This is a genomic window from Bacillus sp. X1(2014) (assembly GCF_007678255.1).
Map to the genome: position 1 here is coordinate 268,434 of NZ_VEED01000002.1, position 16,461 is coordinate 284,894.

The following is a 16,461-nucleotide window of genomic DNA, read 5'->3' on the forward strand; positions in this document are numbered from 1 at the left end:
ATATTTGATTAAAAAAATATCTTACACTTAGTCCTGCAGCTGATTATTCACACACTGGATTCCGGGGAATCTTTTCAAATAGGATGTCCGTTAGAACCTTTGAGTATTTTTTTACAATAATGACATAATTTACGGTCCAAATATAAGCTGGGATCTCTTCATTGTCCTTAAAATACATTGCCTCAAATTCGTCTCCGACTGTTTCTTCTAATAATTCCAATGTATAGGTTTCAGAATCTGTAGAGAAGGTTTTCCATTCACAAACCATCATGTCTTATCACTCCTTGTTTGTTTATGGATTCATCATAACATAGATTCATGATAATTGTTTGTGAAATAATGAACAAAGTGTGAATTGTGGTTAATATTACTAAAAATAGCCCATTTTCCTTACTTAACGATGTTTCCAAATGATAATATAGGCATATGTTAGGTGAAAAAACCATTATTTCGCAAACGTTTACAATTAATAAATTATTTCACCATAATATCATTCGAAGCTTAGTATACTTAATTCCTAATGAAAGATGTTCGTGATCTATTAAGGGTTCCGGTCATTTAAGAGCCCTCTTTCTTACCGGAACCCTTCATAAAAAAACTCTTGGGCAATTAAAAGTCTTCTAAATCAATTTAATTCCTCTATGTAGTTTAATAGAAGTCAGAATGTCCGTCTCCCTCACACGTTCCTCTGCATAAGAGGAACCACTCAAAATCTCGTGATCCAGATAACCCGGGTGACACATTACTTCGACCGTTTGCCCGCCATGAACACGTGTGACTAGTTTCTCAAAGTAATCGCAGGTCGCTCCCTCTCCATAAAAATCATGTAAAAACACATCCGAAAATGCAGCAACTCCCTCTATTGCATCCATTGAAAAACGTCTAGCACTTAAATCATATTTTTTTGCCAGCATTTGCACCACCGGTAAAAATTCCGGAATCGTATGGACATGATGATGGCTATCAAAATGACTCGGTGTAAGCCCTGTTTCTAGAAACTTATCAATTTGCGCACTCCACTCTCTTGCCAGTTCATCAAGTGATACCTCCCGTTGCTCTTTGAATTCAGAAATTCGTTTAAAACTGCCACTCTCATTTACTAGTGACGGAACGTCTGTTAAAAGCGGCTTCCCACACGTGAGAACCAGATGAATCCCGACATGAAGTTTTGGATTAGCTTTCGCGAGCTCCACAGCATGCGACACACCAGGCATGTTCATCATTATTGTGGTGGAATTAACAATGCCATATTTATGAGCATCAATAATTCCATGATTGATCCCTCTTGAATACCCAAAATCATCTGCATTCACAATTAACTTAATCAAACTGATCAAACCTCCTTGTTAACCAGTGAAAAGGCAGCTGATTCGCTGCCATTCTGTTAATTTTTAAAGAATTGAGGTAAGTATTTTTTATGCGCTTCTAACATTTCGTCGACAATTTGTTTCGCAATGGTATCAGAAGCAACCAAAGGATTAATGGTTAACGCGAGGATTGCTAGATTATAATCTCCCGTAACCGCGGCTTCTGCTGCCACCCGTTCAAATGATTTAATTTGTTGAACAAGGCCTCGAACCGGAACTGGGAGATCACCCATCACAAGTGGCTTCGGACCCTCTTTTGTAATAATGCAGCTCACCTCAACAGCAGAATCATTAGGAATGCTTGCGATGGAACCATTATTTAACGTATTAACCGGTTGAATATCCCCTTTGTCATTATAAATAGAAGAAATCAATCGGACCGCGGCATCACTGTAATAAGCTCCCCCCCGTTTTTCGAGTTGTGGAGGTTTAATGGACAAGTGGGGATCCTTATAAAGTTCAAAGAGATCCTCCTCTAACTTTTTCACTACTTCTGCACGTGTCCCAACCGTTTCCGCATTTTTGATGTCTTTTTCCACCATTTCACGACTTTTGTAATAATAATTGTGATACGGACATGGAAGGACCCCTAAAGCTCGGATAAATTCAGGCTCCCAGCCTTGTCCTTGTATATTTTTCACAAAGCTTGAATTTTCAGGGTTTGTTAAAAATTCGATGACTTGATTCTTTACACTTACCCCATCCATGTATACATCTAAGCCGTACACCATATGGTTTAATCCGGCAAAGTCAATCCGGACACGTGAATGGTCAACTTTTAATAGTTTTGCAATTCCCATTTCCATCCCAATCGGAACATTACAGAGTCCGACAACCTGTCGATGGTCACTATAGCGGAGAACCGCTTCCGTTACCATCCCTGCTGGATTGGTAAAGTTAACGAGCCACGCATCAGGACAAAGTTCCTTCATATCTTTAACAATATCTAAAATAACTGGGATCGTACGAAGACCTTTAAAAAGCCCGCCCGGTCCGTTAGTTTCTTGGCCAAGAACCCCATACTTTAAAGGTATTCTCTCATCTTTTGCCCTGGCGTCAAGGAGACCCACCCGGAATTGTGTGGTCACAAAATCGGCATCTATTAAAGCTTCTCTACGATCGAGTGTTAAGTGCACTTCGACAGGAAGTCCCGCCTTTTGAAACATCCGTTTTGCTAGGTTTCCAACAATCTCTAATTTCTCTTTTCCTTCCTCGACGTCCACAAGCCAAAGTTCGCGTAATGGTAATTCATCGTATCGTTTGATCAATCCTTCGACAAGCTCAGGAGTATAACTCGAACCACCGCCAATGGTGGTAATTTTAATTGATTTCGTCACTTTCTATGAACCTCCCACTTTATTGAGTATTCATTTCTTGGCGAATCTCAACAATCTCTCTTGCTAAATCGATTAATGTGATAGCCGTCATTAAATGGTCCTGCGCATGGACCAGGATAATGGGAATGTCGAAATCCTTGCCCTCTGCTTCAGCTTGGATCAATTGTGTTTGAAAGCGATGGGCATTGATAATTTCTCCATCAGCTTCTGAAAGTTTTTCCAGTGCAGAAGTGAAGTTTTTTTCTTTGGCTGTAAAAATCGCTTCCATGGCTAGACTTCTGGCATTTCCACTGTGCAGAATTAATTGAAATGAGAGTTGGTACAATTCTTCCTTCGTCATCTTTGTCCCCCCGCCTAAGATACATGCCAAGAGCTTGCCAGATGGCAAGCCCTGTATTCTATTGTTAATTACTAGACCCTTTTTCAAGATTGAAGTTTTGTTTATCCCACATTCTAAAAAATGGATAGTAAATCGCAAAAGAAACGACTAAATTTATCACTTGCATTATCGCCCCTCTGATATTTCCGCCCGTTGCTAAATATCCGCCGATAATTGGAGGAGTCGTCCATGGTACGGCAACGCCAGCTGTCTTCGGAGCAAAACCAGTACTCATCCCAATATAAGTCGTAATGGTAAGAGCCAATGGTGTTAAAATAAAGGGAATAATGAGCAATGGATTCAATACAATTGGCGCTCCGAATGTAATCGGTTCATTAATATTGAATATTCCTGGTCCGATCGCCAGACGGCCTAATTGCTTGGATTGCTGACTCTTCGCCATAAATAACATCATGATAGCAAAAACAAATGTTGCACCAGAACCGCCCATATAAATGAAAATATCAAAGAATTGTTGGGAAATGATATTTGGAATTTCATCTCCTGCTTGAAGCGCCAAGCGGTTCGCGTCCGTTTGGGCTAACCAAATGGGTGCCATAACGCCGCCGACAATACTCGCGCCGTGTAATCCAGTGGACCATAAGAGTTGAACAAAGAAAACGGCAATTAGTGCACCAATCAGTGTCCCACCAAGCGCACCAAGTGGTTCTTGCAACAACTGTCCAATGACATTGTGCAAACTTTCAAATGAGGTGTTTTCAATGAGCAAACGAATGATCCAAACGCAAAGAATAACTAAAAATCCTGGGAATAAAGCGACAAATGATTTACTTACACTTGGCGGTACACCATCCGGCATTTTTATAACAATATTTTTTTGGATAATATATCGATAAATTTCAGTGGAAAACATCGCTAGAATCATAGCAACAAACAAACCTTTACTACCTAAAAGAGCCATTGGCAATACGCCGCCTACTTGCACAGCTGCTGTTGCTCCTTCTGGGGTAAACATCGTGAAATAAGGAGTGGCCAGAATAAATGCAGCGACAGATATGGCACCTGCACTCAATGGATCGACCTTGTATTGTTCAGCCAGTCGGTAGGCTATACCGAACGCTGCAATCAGCGCCATAATATCAAAGGTTGCGCTAACAGGATATAGAAGTTTAGTCAACCAGGCATCTCCGAATGTCCGGGCCATAAATTCAGGATATCCATCAATAGGTAAAAATCCCAAAATTAAAAAAATCGATCCAATGATGAGAAGCGGCATGGTTAAAATGATTCCATCACGCAATGCTTGTAAGTGTCGTTGACCCGCAATCCTGCCAGCGACTGGCATGACCTTCTCTTCTAACATTTGATTAAATTTGCTCATATCTTTTCACCCCTATGTGAAGTTATGAATCTAGTAGATTTTTGGCAAATTTTAATACTTCAGCCCCATTACACATCCCATAATGAACAGTATTAATTAAATCAACGGGTATCCCTTTTTCTAAACCTGCTTTTTTTAATTTAGGAAGCAGGTATCGAACCTGTGGACCTACTAATAACACATCAGCTTGATCAAGATGGTTATTCACTTCGTTCGCACTTACTGCCCATATTTTCGCAGAAATCCCTTCTGCTTTTGCTGCTGCTTCCATTTTCGTTACCAATAAGCTGGTCGACATGCCTGCAGCACAGCATAATAAGATGTTCATAATACAATCCCCCTTCCTTATATAATTGTAACCGCTTACAAAATAGCGAAAATTTTTTTCATACGATAAACACTGGGTTTACCCTATCTGTCCTCCATGTCAAGAATTTTGTCCCGCCCTAATATATATTTTTATCACCAAAAAAATTAGGACAAAAAGTTCTATTTCCAATGTGATAAAAACCTGCGGATTCTTAAATTGGCAAACAGATAAAAAGAAGCCCGGGATATTCCAGGCTTCCTGCTATGAAGCGTGTACCTCTCCTTCTCACTTAAGGACATCCAATAGATTTTTACTAATTCCTTTCTTACTCCATCAATTTAGTTCTTGAAACTCTCTTGCAATTCTTTCAAACGCTTCCTGTATGAGTGGTCTTGGTGACGGGATACAAATTCTTTGCCATTGCAATCCTTCCTCACCAAACATCTTCCCATCCTCAAGAAGTACATTCGCTTTATTATAAATGCGATCATGGATTTCTTCAGGTGTGAGACCATACTCGCTAAAATCCATCCACATAATATAGGTACCTTCTGGTATCCTCACCTTCACTTTCGGCATTTTCTCTGCTAAAAACGTAACAGCCCATTCCATTGTCCCGTCAATGTATTCCTTCAACTGTTCTAACCAGTCTTCTCCTTCATTGTAAACAGCAATCAAGGCTGAAACCGTAAAAGGTGATGGTAAGTGCATGCCCATAACCTTATTAAAAGTGCTCCTAAGTTCTGGATTGGAGATAATTACATTTGTACAATGAAGCCCAGCGACATTGAAAGTTTTATTGATGGCTGTAAAAGTAATAATACGGTCACGATGTTCGGTAGCCTTGGCAATTGGAATAAAGGTCTGATTTCGGCGAACTAAGTCGCCATGTATTTCATCGGCAACGATGAGGACATCATGCTCCGCACAAATATCGGCTAATTTCCTTAATTCATCCTGAGTAAACACTCTTCCAGTTGGATTATGCGGGTTGCATAAGATGAACATTTTCGTCGTTTCTTCTTTGGCTTTCGCTTCAAAATCGGCAAAATCAATTTGAAAGTACCCTTCACTATTTGCTTTAAGGGCGTTATTCACAACTTTACGGCCATTGGCTTCAATTGCCGAAGTAAACGGTGGATACACGGGCCTTTGGATAATGATGCCGTCTCCTGGGTTGGTTAAGGCTTTGACAGCTACATTTAAGGCATGGACTGTTCCAGGACTAAAACTGATTTCATCCTGCGGAATCTCCCAATCATGTCTCTTTTTAAACCAATGCTGAATGGCTTCATAATACTCTTTTGGAAAGATAGTATAGCCGAAAATTCGGTGGTCGACCGTCATATGTAAGGCATCAACTAGAGGCTGAGGGACGGGTAAATCCATATCGGCTGTAAACAAGGGGATTGTCTCTTCATCATAGCGATCAGTCAGACCGATTTGTTTAATTAAGTCCCCTCCATCCCATTTAATCGAATAGGTTCCTCGTCGGTTTACAATTTCATCAAAGTTATATTTCATTTATATCCACCCTTCTTTTTTCATTTCATCGAATATTTCATTTGTAAAAATTTTCATTGATTACTCTAATTATAGCGATTAAACGAGGTGATTAAAAATTTAGAAGGATAAATTTTTTTCAAAATGTCTGCTATGACACTAAAAAAGAGCAGGCCTCGGATAGCACTGCTCATTACTGCGAGTTACACTTGTTATTTTATAGGACCGTTGCGATTAAAATGGGAATTGATTTGACCAATGATCATCTTACGCTTTTCCTTTTTGGAGAAATCTCTGCGAATTTCCATCGTTTGGACCCCTTCTTCAATTTTCTCAGCAATTTCTATTAGTCTTTCAATATCCGCAAATGAGTATTTCCGTGTCCCATTTGGGGTCCTGTCTGGAAAAATAAGCTTTCGTGTTTCATAATAATGGATTTGTCTGCTTGTTAGACCCGTTAATTCTGTCACAATACCTATCGTGATAACCTTTTGTTCACGATAGGATTGGTTTTCATTTTCCAAAATACCACCTGCCCATTTTGTTTATTTTTAAAAATGTGAATTGTTTAACAATTCTAATGTTACATATTCTAACATAGGATGTTAAAAACTGAAACAATTTTTTCCTCACCTTCAAAAATTTCACTTTAAATTATGAAAATATTAGCTTAATTAAGTATCAATTAAAGTTGACTCTTTAAAAATTCTATGTCACCTTAGAAATATATTCTTATAGACAGAAGGAGAAGGACGTATTCCCTTATGAAAAGAAAAATACTAGCCTATAACTTTGAATTCTCTGAAACGCTAGATCGTTTAAGAGATAGATTCGATGTGGAAATTTTTGAACGGATCAATCCCAAAACAGACCCAGCGTTTTTGCATGCTCTTAAGAAGGCCGAAGGAATTGTTGGCCTCGCGCTCCCAGTCGATAAAGAATTATTGGACCGGGCTCCAAATTTAAAGATTGTTTCCAATAACTCAACAGGTTTTAATAACCTATCCCTTGATGAGATGACCAAGCGCGGTATTATGGGCACCAACACACCAGGCGTACTTGAGGACACTACGGCTGATGCGATTTTCGGCATTCTTCTAGCTGCAGCAAGACGCATCCCAGAATTAGATCAATTCGTGAAGACTGGAAAGTGGAAGCAACATCTAACTAGGAAAGAATATGCCATTGATATTCATCATAAAACATTAGGTATTATTGGGATGGGGAAAATCGGCTCATTGATTGCAAAACGCGGGCATTTGGGCTTTGATATGAATGTTCTTTACTACAACCGTACCCGGAACCTGGAAGCAGAAGAAAAATACAACGCTGCATACTCTTCATTAGATACCTTACTAAGTGAATCTGATTTTGTTTGTTTAATGACCCCGCTCACACCCGAAACTGAAAATATAATGGGAGAACGCGAGTTTAAATTGATGAAAAACTCAGCCATTTTTGTAAATGGTTCGCGCGGAAAAACAGTGGATGAAAAGGCATTAATCGAAGCGTTACGAACCAACGAAATCCATGGAGCAGCATTAGATGTATTCCAAATTGAACCAGTTAGAGCAGATCATCCTTTGCTCAAGTTTCCCAATGTGGTAACAACCCCGCATATTGGGTCATCTACCCACGAAACGGAACTAAAAATGGCCAAACTTGCCGTTGAGAATTTAGAAGCGGGACTAACGGGTAATCGACCGAATAACCTTGTTAATCCTGAAGTATTGGATTCATTTTACAAAGGAGAAAAGGCATGAACTCACCGAAAAGCATTGTTGAAAAACTAAATTTAAGTAAGTATCAGCGGAAACTTGTACTGAATAAACCCGAAGATTTAGATGAATTGAATGGTTTAGATTATGATTCATCACCTAATAAAGAAAAATATGATCTAATATTTCTTTTTGTTTTTAGTTTGAATGAATTTTCACAGCAGCTTCAGTCAGTGATTGACAATCAATTACTCGATAAAAATGGATACATATTCTTTGCCTATCCAAAAAAGAATAATCCAAAATATCAAGAATACATTGAACGAGACAGTTTATTTGAGGCAGTTGCGATGGATGAAGAGGGCTATACACTTGGAAGTGACATTAAGTTTTCTAGAATGGTTAGCTTAAATGATGTGTTTACCGTGGTTGGATTGAAATCAACTCCAAAAAAGGCGAAAAAAGCCGCCAGCAGCAAATCTAGTCAATGTGTGGACGACTACATTATACATGTCGACGATATAAAACAGTATTTAAACCGAAATGAAGAGTTACTGGCGTCCTTTAATCAATTGACATTTGGCTATCAAAAAGATTGGGCCCGCTATGTATACAGTGCAAAACGGAAAGAAACCCAAGAAAAACGGTTGCTTGAGATGGAGACAGTGCTGGGTGAAGGCTATAAAACAATGGATTTATATCGAAGGAAACAGAAATAAATGTACCCCCTTCTACCTAGAAGGGGGTTTTGATTTGTAAAAGAAGGAAAACGGGGTAACGACAGTAAATGGTGAGTATCCGCCAGTAAACACAGCGTATCCGACAGTAAATTCCCCTTATCCGCTAGTAACCACTGCCTAACCGCCAGTAAACCCAACTCATCAGCCAGTAAGCCCTATTTACTCGTCACCTTTAACACCATATGATGGAGCCAATTCAGGGACAACAGCTCTTACCTTATAGTCGTTTGCTTGTGGCTTGTATATTTCCCATAGTTTCTTTAAATCTTCCAAAGGATCTTCACTATAATCTACTCGTAAATCAACAAATGGGAATGGTTCATCTGTGAATACAAGTAGTCCAATCGAACGTTCCTGATCCAGCTCTCCACCCATTTGGAAGCCTTTTTCAATCGCCATTATTAATCTATCGGCTAATGCCAATCCCTCTGTCCTTATGAATTCACGTCCCATTGCTTCCGGGATGGTAGAATCACTTAGTAGATTTCCGATACTGGCAACATTTTTATCACAAAATTCTCCGTGTACCCCAAGTGCCCTGCTTCCAGTGAAGGCTCCCGAATTCCCTTTTGTATCCACCACTGCTATTTGTCGATACTCCGGGTAAGGTGAAGCCTCCTTCATTGAGCGGATGGCTGACTGGGCATCAAATCCATTCTCCAGTACAGAAAACCCTATCGCTGCTAATCTTGGATCGGTTACATTTTGTGTTAATACCGCCCCTACTCCCGTTTTTGCCCATGGGCATCTGGCACCAACCGATGGACTGCTAGACGTAACTATGACGCCGAAGGCACCAGTTGACGCACAGCGGCCCGCTACCGAAAATGTCAAAAAAATCCCCCCTCGCTTAAACTAACTTTATCAATATTAAAGTTACTCTACTAAATACGTTATTCGCTAATAACAGCTTCCACGTCAATCTCCATGAGCATCTCTGGCATCGCAAAGCCACTCACTAATAATCCGGTACTACATGGATATACATCCTTAAAATGCTTGCCTATTACCGGATACACCTTACTGCGATCTTCACGATTCATCAAATAGACAGTAATTTTACAAATATCCTGAATGGTGCCGCCTGCCTCTTCAATCAGCTGCTTCACGCAGGTACATGCCATTTCCGCCTGAGCTTCCACATCTCCAATCCCGTGAAAGTTTCCATCCAAATCAAAGCCTGTTTGACCTCTTAAAAAAATACGATTTCCTGCTCTCACAGCCATGCTAAACTCGTTGACAATATGATGTTCCGGTTTTCCTAAATTTTTTGGATAGAACTGTTCTGTTTTGAACTTTCGAAATCTCTGAATCTCTACTTTTTTGGCTTCACCATGAATTGACATTTGTATTCCTCCCTAGTATAAATGTTAATATTTAAGGTATATTTCTTTAATTATTCCCTATATATTATTCATAAATTTTATGAAAAATACCAATTCACCTTTGTTATCCCAGATAGGAACGCTGGACCAGTTCGCTTTCCTTTAGTTGCTCTTTCGTGCCCTGACCTGCTAAACGCCCCGCCATTAACACATAACCGCGGCTGCAAAAATCTATGGCCATTTCTGCATTCTGATCAACTAATAAAATCGTAGTACCCTGCCGATGTAATTCCGTTATTTTGTCATATACTTCAAAAACTAGCTTAGGAGACAATCCCATTGAAGGCTCATCAAGTAATAAGAGATTCGGTTTTGTCATCATTGCACGGGCAATGGCAAGCATTTGCTGTTCCCCTCCTGAAAGCAGACCTGCCAATTGATCCCTTCGGTCACGAAGGATGGGAAACGGTTCTGTGACCTCTTCCGCTCGTTGTTGGCGCTCTTTAGACGGAAGTGTATAACCGCCCAACAGCAAATTATCCCACACAGACAATAAAGGGAAGACATGACGTCCTTCTGGCACAAGTGTCATGCCACGACTGACAAGCTTAAATGTTTTTTCTTTTATAGTAGATTTACCAGCAAGCAGGATATTCCCACTCTTTGGACGGAGTTCGCCGATAATGGTTTTCAAGAGTGTGCTTTTTCCTGCACCATTGGCACCAATTACCGAAACGGCTTCCTTTTCTTCTACTATCAAACTCACATTGTCCAGAGCACAGATTTGACCGTAATAAGTACTTACATTTTCAACCTTAAGCATTTGCTTCAGCCCTCCCCATATAGGCTTCCAATACTGCTGGATGACTTTGGATTATTTCAGGAGGACCTTCAACCAACTTTTCTCCAAAATTTATCACGGTGATTTGGTTGGACAGTGTATTCACAAGATGCATGTCGTGGGCAATAATTAAAATGGTAATGCCTTGATCATTCACTTGTGAAAAGAGCTGCATTAGCTCTTTTGTCTCTTTCTGATTCATCCCTGCAGTCGGCTCATCAAGTAATAATAAATCAGGGTTTGTTGCCAAAGCCCGGGCAATTTCCACACGTCTTTGATTTCCATAGGATAACCGGGCTGCATACTCATGGCGCATGTCCCATAGTCCGACGAATTTTAAAATTTCTTCAATTCGTTCTTTTGCTTCCCGTTCCTTATTTCGGAAGCGCCTAGTACGGAATACGGCAGGCAGCAGCTTTCCGCCTGTCAGAAGATAGGTCCCGATTAATACGGTTTCAAACACGGTCATATCCGGGAATAGTCTTATATTTTGGAAGGTTCGTGAAACCCCTTGCTCCGCAATTTTATCAGGTCTTAACGATGTAATATTTTTATTTGATAACCGAATTTCTCCTTCATCAGGAGAAATGACACCAGTAATCAAGTTGAATAATGTACTTTTCCCGGCTCCATTAGGCCCAATAATCGCATGGATATCATTTTGCTGTACCGAAAAGGATAAATTATTAACCGCCTTAACGCCCCCAAAGAATTTCGAAAGGTGATTAACGGTTAATATGGCTGAATCATCAACAGGCTTATTGTTCATAACTCAACCCCTCTTTCTCGACAACTTTTTTTTCCATTTGAATATTCCTCTTTAGGAGACGCTGCTTAGAAATTTGGAACAACCCCATGATTCCCTTAGGGAAAAACATAATCATAATGACAATAAGGAAGCCATAAATTAACATTCTTAACTCTGGTGTTTCCCTTAATGCCTCAGAAGAAACAGTAAGAATCGCCGCTCCAATAACTGCACCAGCAATTGATCCTTGTCCGCCGATCATGACCATCGTTAAAATGGTGACAGACATACCAAAAGCAAAGGTTTCCGGACTGACCACATGAAGAAAATGAGCATATAGAGCACCTGCTGCACCACAGAAAGCAGACGAGATGGTAAACATAGTTACTTTTGTTTTAAAAACTGGAATCCCCATCGCTTGAGCTGCCAGTTCATCATCACGGATTGCCGTGCAAGCTCGGCCGAAGCCTGACTTGATGATTAATCTCGTGATTAAAATCCCTAGATAGACAAAGATTAAGAGTAATGGGTAGTAGTCATGGTATTGAAGAAATGGAAATTGAAAGGGACCCAATGTAATCGTTGGGGGAGCTGAAATACCCGCGATTCCCATTGGCCCTCCAGTTAAGTCCGTCCAATTTAGAAAAACAAGCCATATTATCGTACCGAAGGCAAGTGTCGCCATTACCAGGTATTCTTCGATTAATTTTAAGCCAATAAATCCAATGATGAACCCGATGATTGCCGTAATAATAATCGAAAAAGGAAGGGTTAACCAGAATGAAAAACCTAAATTTTTCGCCAGGATTGCTGCTACATAAGCTCCAATTCCAAAGAATGCTCCATGACCAACCGAAACCTGACCGGTATAACCGACAATTAAATCCAGGCCTAAAGCTAGAATGGCATAGATTAATATCAAATTGATTACATACATAAAGTACGGATTTACGATTCCAAGCGGAAGGAGAAATAATGCAATCCCCCCCAATAAAAGCACGATTTTTCTGAAAGCCGGCTTTTTGATTCGCTCCATTTTTCTCCCCCCTTTACACTTTTTGTTGGACAATTTTCCCAAATATCCCTTGCGGACGAACTAATAATATAAATAGTAAGATCACCATTGCGACCGCATCACGATAACCAGATGAGATAAATCCTGCCGCAAAGCTTTCAATGACCCCAAGTAATAACCCCGCAATCATGGCGCCTGGAATATTTCCCATTCCACCCATTACGGATGCAGTAAATCCTTTTAATCCTGCAAATACCCCCATGGTTGGATAAACTAGGAATACAGGTCCTACTAAAATACCCGCGAGCGCACCAACGGCAGATCCAATAGCAAACGTGATTGAAATAATCTTATTGGCATTAATCCCCATTAACTGTGTTGCTTTAATATTCTGGGAAGCGGCTTGAACTGCTTTTCCCATCAAGGTGCGATTAATAAATAACTCTAAAACAATCATGACAAGAATGGTCAAGATAATGATAAAGATATAATGCTGGTTAATCAGCATATCTCCAATTGCAATGTTCTTTGAAAGAAAGGGAGATGTTAGCCGCTCTGGTGTTGCCCCCCAAATATATTGAGCTAAATTTTGTAGGACAATCGATATCCCGATTGCTGCAATCAATAGATTTAATTTCGGCGCATTCCGCATCCTCATATAAACCATTTTTTCCATTAAATATCCGAGTAACGCACCTGCACATACACCGCCAATATAAGCGAGCCAAATTGGGGTATCTAATAAAAGGAGATAAAGGGACACGAATGCCCCTCCCATATAAACCTCACCATGTGCAAAGTTAATAAAGCGAAGTACATTCCACACCATGGTGTAACCTATGGCCATCAATGCATAGATACTGCCGAGGACAATTCCATTTATAAGTTGATCGATAAACACAAGTAATCACCCTATTCTGATTCTTTAATTACCTTGAAATCGCCTTTTTGAACTTGCATAATCATTGGTGTATTTGAACGGTCACCGTTTTTATCAAACTTAATCGGTCCTGTAATACCTTGATATTCGATGTTTGCTAACGCGTCACGTGATTTTTCAGAATCCGCATCCCCTTCAGTCAGTGCCTTTGCCAGTGCCATGGCCGCATCATAAGCAATAGCTGTATTTGCTTGCGCTGGAATATCATTTTCCTCTGCTAACTTTTTAAACTCTTTCATTTCTTCTGTTTCGGCATTTAAATCAATCATTGAAGCAAAGATATGATTCTCAACCGCATCTCCTCCTAAAGTGATGAGTTGCTCAGAATACATAGAATCATCAGGAGAGAAGAATTGAATATTTAAACCTGCCTGCTTGGCTTGCTGTTCAATTAAGGCCACTTCATTGTATAGACCAACAACCATTACTGCATCTGCATTAAGTGTTTTAATCTTTGATAATTGAGACGAAAAGTTTTTATCACCTGGATTATATTTTTCTGCTGCAATGAATTCTACGCCCAATTCCTTCGTTGACGTTTTGGCAGCATCATACATAGTAATGCCGTAATCCGTATTTTCAAAGAGTGCTGCGATTTTCTTTACCTTTTTCTCCTCCGCCATATATTTCATAACAGCAGGAACGTAGACGGAACCTGTTAAGATAACGCGGAATAGGTATTTGTTACCCGTTTTAGAAAGGTCTGGGCTTGCCCCCATGTTTAAATGCAGGACTTTCGCAGGTCCTGAAACATCCTGTGCAGCTAGTGTAGGCGATGAATTATATCCTCCAATAATCGCCTTAACTCCATCATTCATGATCATTTTATTAACAACGGCAACAGCCTCTGTCGGGGTAGCTTTATCGTCACCGACGATCAAGTCAAGCTTTTTCCCGTTTATGCCTCCATCACTATTAATCTTTTTAAAAGCAAGTTCCACACCATTCTTCATATCCTGTCCATACTGGGCGTTATCACCTGTCATTGGTGCTTGTAATCCTACTTTTATGGTGTTGCTGCCTTTAGAAGAAGAATTACTATTTCCCGATGAAGAATTCGTTGCCGAACACCCAACCAATAGTACAATTAGCACCAAAAACATAAACAATTTTTTTGCAATTAAGCTTTTAGAGAATACCAACTTCATTCCTCCTCTTTCTTCTTGCATTTTTATTAAATTTTAAAATTTCATTTATCCTTATGGTAGAAATAGATTCTTAGGGTGAGATTATTGGTTGATTAACGGTGAAGTGTAGACTGTTATGGGTGGTAATTTCTAGGAGTAATTTTAAAAGGATTAGAACATGATCAATAATAAGTAAGGTTCTTTCTGCCTGTCAATTATGCCACACGAGCTCCTCCCCCCAATAATGAATGAACATAATCCTTACTTTTTATTTACGGATTTTTTCTTTAAGTATTCTTTTAATTAAAAATAACAAATTCACAGTGTTAATGTCAATTTAATTTTCTAAAAATTCTTACTTTAGTAATCTTTTTATTTTTAACAAACTATATCATATTTTCAAGGTTGGCTTGTACAATTATTCACTGAAAATTAGAACTGATTAAAAATTAATATTCTGAAAGAATATGGTCTAGATTAATAATTCCGTACAATATTAAATTACCTGCTTTTTCAATATCATCAGGATGGCTGTACTCTTCAGGGCAATGACTTTTCCCGTTTATGCTTTTAACAAATACCATCGCCGACTTCGTTACACTTGCCATATGGGCTGCATCGTGAACTGCCATACTAGGGAGAATCAAGCAAGGTTCATTCATCTCCCTAGCTGTTTCGACAAGACAAGTAACGATTTCCTCATCTAATACTTCTGGTTTTTGATCAAGAAACACTTCTTGTTGAATTTCCACATCTCTACTTGTGGCTATTTCCCGCCACACCTCTTGGATATCCTTTACCGTTCGTTGGATTGTTTCCGATTTTTCAGCTCTAACCTCCAAGATGAAATCAATCTGACCTGGAATGATATTGGCTGCATTCGGACTGACCGTTAATTTTCCGACTGTGCCGACAACATTACCCTTGTCCGAACAATATCTTTCCACGGCTAGAATCATTTCAGAGGCCGCCGTCAGTGCATCTTTTCGATCCTTCATCATCGTTGTACCCGAATGATTGGGTTGACCTAGCACTCTTACCGTACTTCTGTAGGTCCCGACCACGCTGTTAATCACCGCCATTGGAATATTAGCATTCTCTAAGCGCTGTCCTTGCTCTATATGAAGCTCTATAAATGCCTTTTTCTTACTATGCATACTTTTCATCATTCCGAATTTATCTATACCGCCATTAACCTTTATTAATTCATCACTAAGACGAGCACCTTTCAAATCACGTGCCCCTTTCACCATTTCCGCGGTTAGACGGCCAACAAATGAGCGGCTCCCGAAAGTAGATAAATTAAAATCATTTGATTCCTCGGCAGTAAAGGATACTATTTCAATATCATGATCTAAGCGAATATTTGACTCTATTAAACTTTTCACAATTTCTTTTGCCATTAAAACACCTAATGGACCATCATATTTTCCTCCATTGGGAACAGAATCTAAATGGGAACCTATGACGATACTTCCCTCTTTTTTTCCTGTTCCTTTATATTTCCCCCAAATATTGGCAGCACCATCAATGGCTACTTGCAATCCCATCTCCGTTAATTCTTCAATAAATAATTGGCGAACTTTATGGTCAGCTGGAGAAAAACTAGGTCTAGTCACGCCTCCATATTCATTTTTTCCATAGGTTGCATATCTCTCTATATCCATTAATAATCGATTGATATTAATTCTCAAAATATTCCCTCGCCTTCCATACCATCCAAAACTATTTTCAATTGTCCTTAAAAATAAACTGAAGCAACAATACGG

The 16,461-nt window shown here is 39.5% G+C and carries 18 protein-coding genes; 2 read left to right on the forward strand and 16 right to left on the reverse strand.

Going from position 1 to position 16,461, the window contains the following annotated elements; genetic code table 11:
* Positions 1-43: 43 nt before the first annotated feature.
* The 8 genes from FS608_RS05245 to FS608_RS05280 all read right to left on the reverse strand — a co-directional run bounded on the left by FS608_RS05245 (position 44) and on the right by FS608_RS05280 (position 6,762).
* A complete protein-coding gene (locus FS608_RS05245; RefSeq protein WP_144548207.1) occupies positions 44-271 on the reverse strand; it encodes a hypothetical protein in 228 nt (75 codons plus the stop codon).
* Positions 272-620: 349 nt separating this feature from the next.
* Positions 621-1,328 carry a chitin disaccharide deacetylase gene (gene chbG / locus FS608_RS05250; protein WP_144548208.1) on the reverse strand — a complete coding sequence of 236 codons (708 nt, stop codon included), beginning with the start codon at positions 1,326-1,328 and terminating at the stop codon, positions 621-623.
* 56 nt (positions 1,329-1,384) lie between these two features.
* Positions 1,385-2,704 (reverse strand): 6-phospho-beta-glucosidase, encoded by a 1,320-nt coding sequence (locus FS608_RS05255; RefSeq protein ID WP_144548209.1) that lies wholly within the window; start codon positions 2,702-2,704, stop codon positions 1,385-1,387.
* A 19-nt stretch (positions 2,705-2,723) separates the two neighbouring features.
* The gene (locus FS608_RS05260; protein ID WP_144548210.1) at positions 2,724-3,044 is read right to left on the reverse strand and encodes a PTS sugar transporter subunit IIA; all 321 of its coding nucleotides are present in this window, start codon (positions 3,042-3,044) and stop codon (positions 2,724-2,726) included.
* 64 nt (positions 3,045-3,108) lie between these two features.
* A complete protein-coding gene (gene celB, locus FS608_RS05265) occupies positions 3,109-4,425 on the reverse strand; it encodes a PTS cellobiose transporter subunit IIC (RefSeq protein ID WP_144548211.1) in 1,317 nt (438 codons plus the stop codon).
* A 22-nt stretch (positions 4,426-4,447) separates the two neighbouring features.
* The gene (locus FS608_RS05270) at positions 4,448-4,753 is read right to left on the reverse strand and encodes a PTS sugar transporter subunit IIB (protein WP_144548212.1); all 306 of its coding nucleotides are present in this window, start codon (positions 4,751-4,753) and stop codon (positions 4,448-4,450) included.
* A gap of 315 nt (positions 4,754-5,068) precedes the next feature.
* Positions 5,069-6,259 (reverse strand): MalY/PatB family protein, encoded by a 1,191-nt coding sequence (locus FS608_RS05275; protein ID WP_144548213.1) that lies wholly within the window; start codon positions 6,257-6,259, stop codon positions 5,069-5,071.
* A gap of 191 nt (positions 6,260-6,450) precedes the next feature.
* Positions 6,451-6,762 carry a MerR family transcriptional regulator gene (locus FS608_RS05280; RefSeq protein WP_026567504.1) on the reverse strand — a complete coding sequence of 104 codons (312 nt, stop codon included), beginning with the start codon at positions 6,760-6,762 and terminating at the stop codon, positions 6,451-6,453.
* A 240-nt stretch (positions 6,763-7,002) separates the two neighbouring features.
* On the opposite strand from FS608_RS05280, the gene FS608_RS05285 reads away from it, so the two are divergent.
* Entirely contained in the window at positions 7,003-8,001 is a 999-nt protein-coding gene (locus tag FS608_RS05285; protein ID WP_144548214.1) for a 2-hydroxyacid dehydrogenase, read from the forward strand.
* A complete protein-coding gene (locus FS608_RS05290) occupies positions 7,998-8,675 on the forward strand; it encodes a YdeI/OmpD-associated family protein (RefSeq protein WP_144548215.1) in 678 nt (225 codons plus the stop codon). Before FS608_RS05285 ends, FS608_RS05290 begins: the two co-directional genes overlap by 4 nt.
* 180 nt (positions 8,676-8,855) lie before the next feature.
* Here FS608_RS05290 and FS608_RS05295 read toward each other — a convergent pair whose 3' ends face one another.
* The 8 genes from FS608_RS05295 to FS608_RS05330 all read right to left on the reverse strand — a co-directional run bounded on the left by FS608_RS05295 (position 8,856) and on the right by FS608_RS05330 (position 16,386).
* The gene (locus tag FS608_RS05295) at positions 8,856-9,530 is read right to left on the reverse strand and encodes a DUF1028 domain-containing protein (RefSeq protein ID WP_260871577.1); all 675 of its coding nucleotides are present in this window, start codon (positions 9,528-9,530) and stop codon (positions 8,856-8,858) included.
* 59 nt (positions 9,531-9,589) lie between these two features.
* Positions 9,590-10,042 (reverse strand): RidA family protein, encoded by a 453-nt coding sequence (locus FS608_RS05300; RefSeq protein ID WP_144548217.1) that lies wholly within the window; start codon positions 10,040-10,042, stop codon positions 9,590-9,592.
* A gap of 103 nt (positions 10,043-10,145) precedes the next feature.
* Positions 10,146-10,844, reverse strand: a complete 699-nt coding sequence (locus FS608_RS05305; RefSeq protein WP_144548218.1) for an ABC transporter ATP-binding protein — start codon at positions 10,842-10,844, stop codon at positions 10,146-10,148.
* Positions 10,837-11,631 (reverse strand): ABC transporter ATP-binding protein, encoded by a 795-nt coding sequence (locus FS608_RS05310; RefSeq protein ID WP_144548219.1) that lies wholly within the window; start codon positions 11,629-11,631, stop codon positions 10,837-10,839. The genes FS608_RS05305 and FS608_RS05310 overlap by 8 nt, the downstream gene beginning before the upstream one ends.
* On the reverse strand, positions 11,621-12,646 hold the full coding sequence (locus FS608_RS05315) for a branched-chain amino acid ABC transporter permease (RefSeq protein ID WP_144548220.1): 1,026 nt from the start codon (positions 12,644-12,646) through the stop codon (positions 11,621-11,623). Before FS608_RS05315 ends, FS608_RS05310 begins: the two co-directional genes overlap by 11 nt.
* Before the next feature lie 13 nt (positions 12,647-12,659).
* Positions 12,660-13,526, reverse strand: a complete 867-nt coding sequence (locus tag FS608_RS05320; RefSeq protein ID WP_144548221.1) for a branched-chain amino acid ABC transporter permease — start codon at positions 13,524-13,526, stop codon at positions 12,660-12,662.
* Between the two features lie 11 nt (positions 13,527-13,537).
* Entirely contained in the window at positions 13,538-14,707 is a 1,170-nt protein-coding gene (locus FS608_RS05325) for an ABC transporter substrate-binding protein (protein WP_260871578.1), read from the reverse strand.
* 434 nt (positions 14,708-15,141) lie between these two features.
* Positions 15,142-16,386 (reverse strand): Zn-dependent hydrolase, encoded by a 1,245-nt coding sequence (locus FS608_RS05330; protein ID WP_144548223.1) that lies wholly within the window; start codon positions 16,384-16,386, stop codon positions 15,142-15,144.
* Between the last annotated feature and the right edge of the window lie 75 nt (positions 16,387-16,461).

Excerpts from the sequence above, each read along its gene's own strand:
- FS608_RS05245 (WP_144548207.1), bottom strand. The coding sequence starts at position 271 with ATGATGGTTTGTGAATGGAAAACCTTCTCTACAGATTCTGAAACCTAT.
- FS608_RS05260 (WP_144548210.1), bottom strand. The coding sequence starts at position 3,044 with ATGACGAAGGAAGAATTGTACCAACTCTCATTTCAATTAATTCTGCAC.
- celB (WP_144548211.1), bottom strand. The coding sequence starts at position 4,425 with ATGAGCAAATTTAATCAAATGTTAGAAGAGAAGGTCATGCCAGTCGCT.
- FS608_RS05270 (WP_144548212.1), bottom strand. The coding sequence starts at position 4,753 with ATGAACATCTTATTATGCTGTGCTGCAGGCATGTCGACCAGCTTATTG.
- FS608_RS05275 (WP_144548213.1), bottom strand. The coding sequence starts at position 6,259 with ATGAAATATAACTTTGATGAAATTGTAAACCGACGAGGAACCTATTCG.
- FS608_RS05285 (WP_144548214.1), top strand. The coding sequence starts at position 7,003 with ATGAAAAGAAAAATACTAGCCTATAACTTTGAATTCTCTGAAACGCTA.
- FS608_RS05290 (WP_144548215.1), top strand. The coding sequence starts at position 7,998 with ATGAACTCACCGAAAAGCATTGTTGAAAAACTAAATTTAAGTAAGTAT.
- FS608_RS05300 (WP_144548217.1), bottom strand. The coding sequence starts at position 10,042 with ATGTCAATTCATGGTGAAGCCAAAAAAGTAGAGATTCAGAGATTTCGA.
- FS608_RS05305 (WP_144548218.1), bottom strand. The coding sequence starts at position 10,844 with ATGCTTAAGGTTGAAAATGTAAGTACTTATTACGGTCAAATCTGTGCT.
- FS608_RS05310 (WP_144548219.1), bottom strand. The coding sequence starts at position 11,631 with ATGAACAATAAGCCTGTTGATGATTCAGCCATATTAACCGTTAATCAC.
- FS608_RS05315 (WP_144548220.1), bottom strand. The coding sequence starts at position 12,646 with ATGGAGCGAATCAAAAAGCCGGCTTTCAGAAAAATCGTGCTTTTATTG.